This window comes from Streptomyces sp. NPDC058335 (assembly GCF_042723915.1).
Classification (GTDB): domain Bacteria; phylum Actinomycetota; class Actinomycetes; order Streptomycetales; family Streptomycetaceae; genus Streptomyces.
In genome coordinates this window covers 147,403-157,710 of record NZ_JBHXHX010000021.1, presented here as the reverse complement: position 1 = coordinate 157,710, position 10,308 = coordinate 147,403, and the positions used below count along the sequence as shown (strand labels likewise).

Genomic DNA, 10,308 nt, shown 5'->3' with positions numbered 1-10,308 from the left:
CTCTTCGGCGCGGGCTTCGCGCTGAAGGCACTGTGGTGGATCGCCGTCATCGTGCTGGTCGTCTGGCTGCTCGGCTTCGTCATGCGCTCCGCGGACACGGGCGGCCGCAAGGGCCGCTGGTATCGCTGGTGATCCGCTGAACAACAGGCGGTCTGGGGGTCCCGGGAACGCCCGGGGCCCCCAGGGGCGTCCCGCACCCCGACACCGGGCGAACGAGGTAACCATCACCACCCCGGGCACCCGACCTCACGACTGAGGCACACTCTCCACCGCCGTGCCGGCCCGAGCCGGCCCCGCGTTGATCGCCGCCTCGCCGTGGTGACGCCCGTGTGCCTGGGGCGTTCAAGCACGGCGGCTCCCCCACAACGCGTGGGTCCTGGCGCTGTCACGGCCGATGAGCCGGGCCCGGCTCGGGACACCGCCATGCCCGCCGTTACGCCGGGCTTCGGGCGGCCGTGTTGTGGCTGGATGCGTCGGCCAGGGCGATGCGGGCCGTGATCCGCTTGCCGACCGGCTCCTGCCGGACTGCGAGGTCTTCGGTGACGGCTTTGACGATCTCCAGGCCGTGCTGGCCGATTCGCCCAGGATCCGCAGCCAGGGCCGAGGGGACGGTGGGGTCGCTGTCCCACACGGCGACTTTGACGCTCCTTGAGGTGATGGCCAGTTCCATAAGGACGGGTCCGGGAGCGTACTTGCGGGCATTGGTTACGAGCTCACTGACCACCAGCTGGGTCAGGTCCACCGCACGGGCAGAGACAGCCAGGTGACAGTCGGTGCGGGCTTCCTCAAGGAAGGCGACGGCGTGGTGGCGGGCTTCGGCAATGCAGCCGTCGTCCCCGCCCAGAGCGAAGCCCGCGCGCAGCAGGTGGTCGTCGGGTGCCGTACAACCGTCGCCGTCAGCCTCAGATCCCTCCGCCATCGCTCGCATCTCCACCCTTCGCAGCCCCGGGTAACCCGCCATACCATTGTGTATGCCACGGGATGCCTTCAGCACAGCCGTTCAGGCGTATCCGGTCGAGGGTGTGAGGCAGAATCGTGTGCACAGAGTCCTCATCCGGGCCAAGCGTGAACGCAGTCGAGGAGACCGTGGCCGACATCCCGAAAGCAGACCGGCCGGACGGACTCTCCATCGGGGAGAGCGTGGTGGACGGCATCCGTGTCGTGGCCGTGCGCGGCGAGATCGACACCGACGTCAAGAGCCTGCTCAGTGAAGCCCTGCTGCCCGACGACGACGCAACGCCGCCGCTGCGCATCGTGGTGGACCTCAGCGGCGTGACCTTCATGGACTCCAGCGGCATAAACGTCCTCGTCGCCGCCCACCGGGCCATCAGTGACACCGAAGGGTGGCTGCGCATCGCCGCCGCGCAGACAGCCGTCCTACGGGTCCTGCACATCGTCGGACTCGACGCAGTCGTCCCCTGCCATGCCACCGTGGAGCAGGCACTGAGCAGCCCCTGATCCTGCCGTCTCAACGGCTCCACCGTGTCGACCGGCTTTGCGTACCGGCCTTCCCGACTCAGTCACCGGCCTGGCCGGGGCGCAGGCGTGAACGGGAAGGCTGCCCGTCCGTAGGGGTCCATTTCGGGCTGCGCCAGTCCGGAGGGCGGGGCTTGTGAGCGACTCGCTCGGTTCGAGGTCGGTTCGGTTCAGTTCGGTTGGTGAGGGTGGCCGCACGCGACTCGGGGGATCTCGCTGCGGCCACCCACCCGCCCGAGCGTGAGGAGGACACCACGCTCGGGCACCATCTCTGGCTTCCCCACCGTCACGGCACCAGGCTGCGCTGAACGGGTGATCAAACCGTGCACAGCGCCGTGACCGCCGGACAGACGCACAGACGCACAGACGCACAGGGCAGGATGCCAGCCCGCTGACGCCGCACCGGGCCGCGGACGGCACCAAACGCATCATGCCGTTCACGGCCGACCACCGAGACGCGGCGGCTATCAGTTCTCTGGACAGCGTGGAACGTGACTTCACGGCGGTCAGAGTGCCGCAGGGCCCGCGATCAGGCGGTCGGCCAGAGCGTCGCGCGGCGCGGACGGGTGCGTCAGGTGACGATGTTCTCCGCGTGCGGGCACTTCAGCCCGTACACGGCGTCGAACGTGACCCTCTGGCCCTCCAGGAGGCCCGCGAGTTCGTGATCGGCGATGTACGAGTAGTGGGCGTACACATCTGTGCCGTCGCCGTCCTGCTCGATGAAACCAAAACCCCGTGCTGCGTTGAACCACTTCACTGTGCCAGTAGCCATTCCTTCCCTCCCTTTCACTGCCGGTCAGTCAGGTGCAGAGCGCATGCCGCATACCAAACAGAGAGAAACTGGATCGCGCCCGAACGCTTACAGAAAGCCGAGCGAAATCAACTGGACGATAGCACGAAATTCGGAGGCCACGTTTTCCGGAATGCATTCTTCCATTGCGGGCATAAGATTTACCCGTCTCGTACTCACATATTCTGTGGCCACGCCAGCAGATATGCGCACGCCGGCACGGTCGGGCGCACGGAACCGCGAGCGTCGACGTGGGCACCATCCCGATGGACCAAGTGCACGTGCGGCAAACGGCTGGGCCCGCACCGAAATCGGTACGGGCCCAGCCGTTACGTGCGCGCCGCGGTCAGGCGGGAACGATGTTCTCCGCCTGCGGGCCCTTCTGGCCCTGCGTGACGTCGAAGCTCACCTTCTGGCCCTCCTGCAGCTCACGGAAGCCGGAGGCAGCGATGTTCGAGTAGTGCGCGAAGACGTCGGCGCCGCCGCCGTCCTGCTCGATGAAACCGAAGCCCTTTTCCGCGTTGAACCACTTCACGGTGCCAGTAGCCATGTCATATCTCCTTCGGGGCAATACCCGTGGGACCCGCACTGTGCGCGTCCCGCGTCGCCGTGATGATGACCCCGTCCGGAATACATAACCGGCATTACAAAGCGCACCCATCGATCCAGAGGACCACAGGAGCACCTGAAGTTTTCGGACATCACACCTGCAACTGGAAGAACCGTAGCACGGTATAACCAGCCTGAGCGAGCCCTGGCGAAGCCGCCACTATTTCTCGAGCCATGCACCGACATACCCTCACCGCGCATGAAACGGATTTCTACGTCGACCACGACAGAATATGCACCGCGCCACCCGTGACGCGGACCGGTCGGCCAGCGACTCAGCCGGACGAGCACCGGAGGGAACCCCGGTGGTCGGCTTCCGTTGGGACCTGGACGCTGTCGGAGCCGATGCCAGGCTGGTGCGGGGGGGGGCGGCTCGACATCGACGAGCTTGCGTCCACCGCACTGCGGTTCATACTCGCCGGGCAGGCGGTTTCCACCGTCATCGTCGGAATGGGGTCGATGACGAACGAGGAACGCAACGCGACCGTCGCCGACGCACCACCGCTGACCGCCGAGGAGCACGCGCAGCTGGCCAGGCACCGCTGGCCGATGAACTTCTACAGCTGATCCGTTCCCGGCATGCCGTGTCGTGCCGCGTCGTGTCGTGCCGTCATCGCAACAGCCGTAGCCGTCGGCTCCGACGGCTCCAGCTGACTCGTCGTGCACGGCGTCGGCAACGGGGGCGGATCGATCCGAAGTGGTCGGCGCAGCACAGCACTTGATGCGACTTGCGGGTGACGATGCAGAGGTAGCGCAGGGCGGGCGGTCTCGGCGCCGTGACGAAGCTGCCACGCTGCTCCCTTTGCCGGTGGGAGGCCAGTTTGCGTCGAAGCGCATCGACAGTCTTCGAGCCACGATGAGTCGGCGCCAGACCCCAGCGCGGTCGAGATTTTCGCGGTCCAAGCCCTTGCCGTACGACAACCCCGTCATTAGTCTCCGCAAGCGGCTATCGAAGCGCTTCGACAGCAGGTGTATCCATCGGCCGACGCTCGCACCCTCGACTGCATTGCCCCTGGGAGGCCCTGGCTCCTGCGACCAAGCCCACACCGACAAAGTCCACCCCGACGAAAAGGAATGGATGGCATGTCAGGCCGACACCCGGCGGGCAGGACCGTCACCAACCCCGTGCTCCCCGGCTTTCACCCCGATCCCAGCGTCTGCCGCGTGGGCGACGACTACTACCTCGCGTGCTCCAGCTTCGAATACTTCCCCGGCATCCCGCTTTTCCACAGTCGCGACCTGGTGCACTGGACGCAGATCGGCAACGCCCTGGACCGGCCGAGCCAACTGAGTCTGCCCGCCGACGCTCCGGCCTCCGGGGGGATCTACGCGCCCACGCTGCGCCACCACGACGGCCGGTTCTGGCTGATCGTCACCAATGTCAGCGAAGGCGACGGCAACCTGCTGTTCACCGCCACCGACCCGGCCGGACCGTGGTCCGACCCGATCCGGCTGCCCGGCGTCCACGGCATCGACCCCGATCTGGCCTGGGACGAGGAGGGCACCTGCTGGTGCACAGTCGCCGGGGTCCACCAGGTCCGCATCGACCCCCACACCGGAGAGGCGTTCGGCCCCGCCCGCCGGATCTGGTCCGGTACGCCCGGCGCCAAGGCGCCGGAGGCGCCGCACCTGTACCGGATCGGCGACTACTGGTACCTGCTCATCGCCGAAGGCGGCACCGAACGCGGCCACGGCGTCTCGGTCGCCCGCGGCCGCACACCCGCCGGCCCCTTCGAGCCGTGCCCCGCCAACCCGATCCTGACCCACCGCGGCCTCGATCACCCCATCCAGAACACCGGCCACGCCGACCTGGTGCAGGCACCCGACGGTTCGTGGTGGATGGTGTTGCTCGGCGTGCGACCGGGCGGTGGCACCCCCGGCTGGCACGTGCTCGGCCGGGAGACCTTCCTGGCGCCGGTGACCTGGGTGGACGACTGGCCCGTCGTCGGCGACCTGTCGCCTGTCATGGCCGCGCCGCCTTGGCCGCTCCAGCCGGGCCCTGTCGTGCCTCACCGGGACGACTTCGATCTCAGCGAACTCCAGCCGTGCTGGATCTCACCGCGGGATCGCTCCGCCGAGCACTGCACGGTCAAGGAGCGCGCCGGGTGGCTGACCCTGCACGCCCGCGGAAGCTCCCTGGACGACCTCGACGCCGTGTTCGTGGGCCGGCGCCAGCAGCACCTGTCGTGCCGGGTGCGCACCCTCATCGACCCCGCCGAGGGACACGGTGGCCTGGCGGTCCGGCTCGACGAGGAGCATCACTACGAGATCGAGGCGCGCTCCGCACAGGTGCGGGTCATCGCCCGCATCGGCCCGCTGCGCACCGTGGTGGCATCCAGGCCGGTGCCCGCCGGGCCGTTGGTCCTCAGTGTCGACGTGACCGCCACGCAGAGGCTCCGCGACGCTCGCTCCGGCCCCGACACCCTCTCCTTCGGCGTCGAGGAACCGGACGGCACGTTCACCGTGCTCGGCACCCTCGACGGCCGGTACCTGTCCACCGAAGTGGCCGGCGGCTTCACCGGCCGGGTCATCGGCATGTACGCCGCGGCCGGCACCGTCCACTTCGACTGGTTCGACTACGAGCCGCTGGACCAGTGACTCACGGAGTACCGATTCGATCAACGGAAGGACATGGGACATGGAGTACATACGGCCACCCGCGCCGACCCGCAGACGTGGACCCGGACGAGTCGCGAGCCTCCTGCTGGCCCTGCTCGCCGCAGTCGGCCTCGCCGCCGGCACCGCGTTCGCGGCCCCCCACTCGAAGACCGCACCCACGACCACGGCAGCCGCGGTCCCCGACAACGCCGTGGACGCCGTGGCCGCGATGCAGCCCAGCTGGAACCTGGGCAACGCCTTGGACGCCATCCCCGACGAAACGTCCTGGGGCAACCCGGCGACCACCAAGGCGATGTTCGACACTGTCAAGGCCCAGGGTTTCCGCAGCGTCCGGATCCCCGTCACCTGGGGGAATCACCAGTCGACGACGGCGCCGTACACCATCGACCCGACGTTCATGAGCCGCGTCAAGCAGGTGGTCGACTGGGCACTGGCCGACGATCTCTACGTCGTGCTCAACGTTCATCATGACTCGTGGCAGTGGATCAACAAGATGTCCACCGACCATGACCAGGTGCTCGCCCGTTACAACGCGACCTGGGACCAGATCGCCACCGTGTTCAGGGACTCCTCGTTGAAGCTCCTCCTCGAGAGCGTCAACGAACCGGTCTTCGACAACGCCACCGACGCTCAGAAGGCCCAGCTTCTCAACGAGTTGAACACCTCGTTCCACAACATCGTGCGCCAGAAGGGCGGCGCGAACGCGACCCGCCTCCTCGTCCTGCCCACCCAGACCTCGTCGCCGGACACGCAGCAGGTCATGGACGAACTGGCCGCCACGATCAGCTCGTTGGACGACCCCAACCTGGTCGCCACCGTGCACTACTACAGCTTCTGGCCGTTCAGCGTGAACATCGCCGGATACACCACCTTCAACGCCGAGGTCCAGAAGTACCTGACGGACACGTTCGCCCGGATGCACGACACGTTCACCGCCAAGGGCGTCCCCGTCTACCTCGGTGAGTACGGGCTGCTCAGCTACCCCGACTACACCAAGCCCACCGACATCGTCGAGCGGGGCGAGGCCCTGAAGTACTTCGAGGCGCTCGGTTACGCGGCGCGGGTCAACGGGGTCACCACCGCCCTGTGGGATGCCGGTTCGTTCCTGAACCGCAACACGCTGCAATGGCGGTACCCCGTCCTGTCGGCCCAGATCAGGTCGAGTTGGACCAGCCGCTCCGGGACCGCCTCCTCGGACCGGGTCTTCGTGCCGAAGTCCAGTCCGATCACGGCCAAGACCCTCACGTTGAACCTGAACGGCACCACCTTCCAGGGGCTGTGGCAGGGCACCACGCGACTCGTCGCCGGCCGGGACTACACCGTCTCGGGCAGCCGGCTCACACTGACGGCGACCGCACTCACCCGGCTGACCGGGAACCGGGCCTACGGGGTCAACGCCACGATCCAGGCCAGGTTCTCCACCGGCGTCCCCTGGCAGGTCGACGTGATCACATACGACACGCCGGTGCTGTCGAGCGCGACCGGAACGACCGGTTCCTTCGCCGTTCCCACCCAGTACCGGGGCGACGTGCTGGCGACGATGGAGGCCAAGTACGCCGACGGCACGAACGCCGGTCCCGCCGACTGGACCTCCTACCAGCAGTTCGACACCGCGTTCGTGCCGAACTACGGCGGCAACGCCATCACGCTCTCCCCCGCGTTCCTCAACGCGCTCAGGGAAGGCGCACCGGTGACGCTCACCTTCCATTTCTGGAGCGGCGCCACCGTGACGTACAAGGTGACGAAGTCGGGAAGCTCGGTGACGGGCACGACCTCCTGACCGAGCGGTAACGGCACGCGAAGGGCGCCGGGATCCAGCACTGGGTCCCGGCGCCCGCGCCTGCTACAACTCCCGCACCTGGAAGGGCCGGTCCGTACCGGTCACCTCCGCCGTCACCGCCGACCCGTCCCGCCGCAGCCGATAGACCGCGGCGGGCTCTCCGCCGTGGTCCGGCACCGTCACCGTGACCTCGGCGGCGTCCTGGGTCACGAGGAGCGTGAGGCCGTCGAGCCAGTCGCCGTCCGGGCGTTGGTCGTCCGCGCCCATCGGGATCACCGCGCCCGGACGGACGTAGAGGGGCAGGCTGTCGAAGGCGTGGGTCTCGTGGCGCCAGACCGGGCCCTGGACGTGTTCGCCGGTCAGCAGGTGGGTCCAGGTGCCCTCGGGGAGGTAGAACTCGACCTCACCGTCGGCCGAGAAGACCGGTGCCACGAGCAGGTCGGGGCCGAGCATGTACTGGCGGTCGAGGGTGCGGCACGTCGGGTCCTCGGGGAAGTCGAGCAGCATCGGCCGCATGACCGGGACACCCGTGTGGTGGGCCTCGACCGCGGCGCCGTACAGGTACGGCATGAGACGGTGCTTGAGCAAGGTGAACTGGCGTGCCACGTCGACCGCTTCGTCACCGAAGGCCCACGGCACCCGGTAGGAGACGTTGCCGTGCAGGCGGCTGTGGGACGACAACAGGCCGAAGGCCAGCCAGCGTTTGAAGAGGGCCGGGTCGGGCGTGCCCTCGAAGCCACCGATGTCGTGCGACCAGAAGCCGAAGCCGGACAGGGACAACGACAGGCCGCCGCGCAGCGATTCGGCCATCGCCGTGAACGACGCGAAGCAGTCACCGCCCCAGTGGACGGGGAACTGCTGGCCGCCGGCCGTGGCCGAGCGGGCGAAGACGAGGGCGTCGCCGGTGCCCCGCTCCTTCTCCAGCACGTCGAAGACGGTGCGGTTGTACAGGTGCGCGTAGTAGTTGTGCATCCGTTCCGGGTCGGATCCGTCGTGCCAGACGACATCGGTCGGCACCCGCTCCCCGAAGTCCGTCTTGAAGGTGTCGACGCCCTGGTCGAGCAGGCCGCGCAGCTTACCCGCGTACCACTCGCGGGCGGCCGGGTCGGTGAAGTCCACGAGCGCCATGCCGGGCTGCCACAGGTCCCACTGCCACACGTCGCCGTCGGGTCGCCGCACGAGGTAGCCCTGGGCCGCCGCCTCGGCGAACAGGGCGGACTGCTGGGCGATGTAGGGGTTGATCCACATGCTGATGCGCAGGCCCCGGTCCTTGAGGCGGCGCAGCATGCCCGCTGGGTCGGGGAAGACGTCGGGATCCCAGGCGAAGTCCGTCCACTGGTACTCGCGCATCCAGAAGCAGTCGAAGTGGAAGACGGACAGCGGGATGTCGCGTTCGGCCATGCCGTCGACGAACGAGGTCACCGTGTCCTCGTCGTACTCCGTGCAGAAGGACGTCGTCAGCCACAGACCGAACGACCACGCGGGCGGCAGGGCCGGGCGGCCGGTGAGCGCGGTGTAGCGGCGCAGCACGTCCTTCGGAGTGGGTCCCGCGACGACGTAGAACTCGACGGACTGGTCCTCGACGCTGAACTGCAGCTGGCCGACGGACTCCGAGCCGATCTCGTAGCTGACCTTGCCCGGGTGGTTGACGAGGACGCCGTAGCCGCGCGACGAGAGGTGGAAGGGGATGTTCTTGTAGGCCTGTTCGCTGCTGGTACCGCCGTCGGCCTGCCAGATGTCGACGCTCTGGCCGTTCTTGACGAACGGCGTGAAGCGTTCGCCCAGCCCGTAGATCTGCTCTCCGACGCCGAGCGCGAGCTGCGTGACCATGTGGTGAGCGCCGTCGGGGGTGGTGGCGAAGGCCGCACCCTTGCGTTCGACTGCCGTGAGCACGCGCCCGGTTGTGGTGTCGTGGAAGGTGAGGCCCCACTCCCCCGCCGAGTCGAGCCGCACGCCGATCGACCCCGTCGTCAGCTCGGTGACCGTGCCCTCGCGGGACACGCGGGCCCCGCTGCCGCCCTCGGTGGGCAGCAGTTCGAAGTCGGGACCGCGGTGGCGTCTGCCCGCGTGGTGCGTGAAGCGCACACCGATGACGCCCTCGGCGGGCGAGAAGCAGTCGACCGTCAGGAGCGGCTGGTTGAGGGTGTCCCCCCTGCGTCGGACGTGCCGCACGGCGGCGTACGCGGTGAACCGGTCCTCGGCAGCCCGGACCTGGCGGATCTCGGTGGCGTACGAGGCACGGACCCCTTCCCGCATCAGCCAGAAACCGTCGGTGAACTTCATGTGGTGGTCCCCCGTGGGATGCGAGGTGGGCCAGCCGATTCACCGGCCGGCGAAGAGAATCAGAATCTTCGAAGCGCTTCGATGCTCCGGGTCGGCCTACCGGGTGTCAAGTGGAAGGCCAGAAAGCTCCCCTCAGGCAATCTGTGCACCGACCTTGTGACAGGCGAAACCTACCCCTTACTCTCACAGATAGTCGAAGCGCTTCGACTCTGAGCGACGCTTTCCCGAAGGGTGCAGCAATGACGCCGAACTCTCCCTGTGCCCCCAGCCCGAGCCGGAGAGGCTTCCTCGGCTCCACCGCCGTCGCCGTAGCGGCGGTGGCCGGCGGGAATGCCAGGTCGTGTGTGTGCGGACGGCCGTGCAGGAGCAGCACGGCGGGACCGCTGCCGCCGTGGCGCACCGGCAGGTGAGCGCCGTTTCCCTCGCATCGTGTCAGCGGGCGACGGTTACATCGCGGCAGGCCAGCGGCTGGCAGTCGGCCATGACCGGCGTCTCGGAGGGGCAGGCGTGCGCGCAATTCCGGGAACGACGTCGAGCCGTTGAGGCTGCTCGGCTGCTCGGCTGCTCGGCTGCTCGGCTGCTCGGCTGCTCGGCTGCTCGGCTGCTCGGCTGCTCGGCTGCTCGGCTGCTCGGCTGCTCGGTGGCGAACGCGTCGAAGGACCAGGCGACATCGCCAGACCGCCATAACCAGCGACCGGCAACACCGGCGCCGAGCAGCACTCTGCCGCAAGCCGCCCCTGCACAGGGCCAG

General features: G+C 68.2%; 8 protein-coding genes and 2 pseudogenes. 5 read left to right on the top strand and 5 right to left on the bottom strand.

Annotated elements, in window-relative coordinates; all coding sequences use genetic code 11:
* A partial coding sequence (locus ACFWJX_RS33190) for a DUF5670 family protein (RefSeq protein WP_383250033.1) occupies positions 1 to 132 on the top strand: 132 nt, incomplete at its 5' end.
* A gap of 301 nt (positions 133 to 433) precedes the next feature.
* On the opposite strand, the gene ACFWJX_RS33185 is transcribed toward ACFWJX_RS33190, so the two are convergent.
* Positions 434 to 919: an ATP-binding protein gene (locus ACFWJX_RS33185; protein WP_383250021.1), complete on the bottom strand. Its 486-nt coding sequence runs from the start codon at positions 917 to 919 to the stop codon at positions 434 to 436.
* Between the two features lie 146 nt (positions 920 to 1,065).
* Here ACFWJX_RS33185 and ACFWJX_RS33180 point away from each other — a divergent pair, with 146 nt between their 5' ends.
* Positions 1,066 to 1,458 carry an STAS domain-containing protein gene (locus tag ACFWJX_RS33180; protein WP_383250020.1) on the top strand — a complete coding sequence of 131 codons (393 nt, stop codon included), beginning with the start codon at positions 1,066 to 1,068 and terminating at the stop codon, positions 1,456 to 1,458.
* A gap of 589 nt (positions 1,459 to 2,047) precedes the next feature.
* Here ACFWJX_RS33180 and ACFWJX_RS33175 read toward each other — a convergent pair.
* Positions 2,048 to 2,248: a cold-shock protein gene (locus ACFWJX_RS33175; protein ID WP_383250019.1), complete on the bottom strand. Its 201-nt coding sequence runs from the start codon at positions 2,246 to 2,248 to the stop codon at positions 2,048 to 2,050.
* 364 nt (positions 2,249 to 2,612) lie between these two features.
* Positions 2,613 to 2,816, bottom strand: coding sequence for a cold-shock protein (locus ACFWJX_RS33170; RefSeq protein ID WP_033176667.1), 204 nt, complete (start codon positions 2,814 to 2,816; stop codon positions 2,613 to 2,615).
* A gap of 1,142 nt (positions 2,817 to 3,958) precedes the next feature.
* Between ACFWJX_RS33170 and ACFWJX_RS33165 the strand changes: the two genes are divergently transcribed.
* Both ACFWJX_RS33165 and ACFWJX_RS33160 read left to right on the top strand, forming a co-directional pair.
* The gene (locus ACFWJX_RS33165; RefSeq protein WP_383250018.1) at positions 3,959 to 5,473 is read left to right on the top strand and encodes a glycoside hydrolase family 43 protein; all 1,515 of its coding nucleotides are present in this window, start codon (positions 3,959 to 3,961) and stop codon (positions 5,471 to 5,473) included.
* Between the two features lie 40 nt (positions 5,474 to 5,513).
* Positions 5,514 to 7,274 (top strand): cellulase family glycosylhydrolase, encoded by a 1,761-nt coding sequence (locus ACFWJX_RS33160; protein ID WP_383250017.1) that lies wholly within the window; start codon positions 5,514 to 5,516, stop codon positions 7,272 to 7,274.
* A gap of 63 nt (positions 7,275 to 7,337) precedes the next feature.
* Here ACFWJX_RS33160 and yicI read toward each other — a convergent pair whose 3' ends face one another.
* Complete coding sequence (gene yicI, locus ACFWJX_RS33155; RefSeq protein ID WP_383250016.1) at positions 7,338 to 9,557, bottom strand: alpha-xylosidase; 2,220 nt, start codon at positions 9,555 to 9,557, stop codon at positions 7,338 to 7,340.
* A gap of 239 nt (positions 9,558 to 9,796) precedes the next feature.
* Between yicI and ACFWJX_RS33150 the strand changes: the two are divergent.
* Positions 9,797 to 9,862 (top strand): annotated as a pseudogene (locus ACFWJX_RS33150) (hypothetical protein); the annotation flags it as partial.
* Between the two features lie 13 nt (positions 9,863 to 9,875).
* On the opposite strand, the pseudogene ACFWJX_RS33145 reads toward ACFWJX_RS33150, so the two are convergent.
* A pseudogene (locus ACFWJX_RS33145) lies at positions 9,876 to 9,993 on the bottom strand (alpha/beta hydrolase); the annotation flags it as partial.
* Positions 9,994 to 10,308 lie beyond the last annotated feature (315 nt).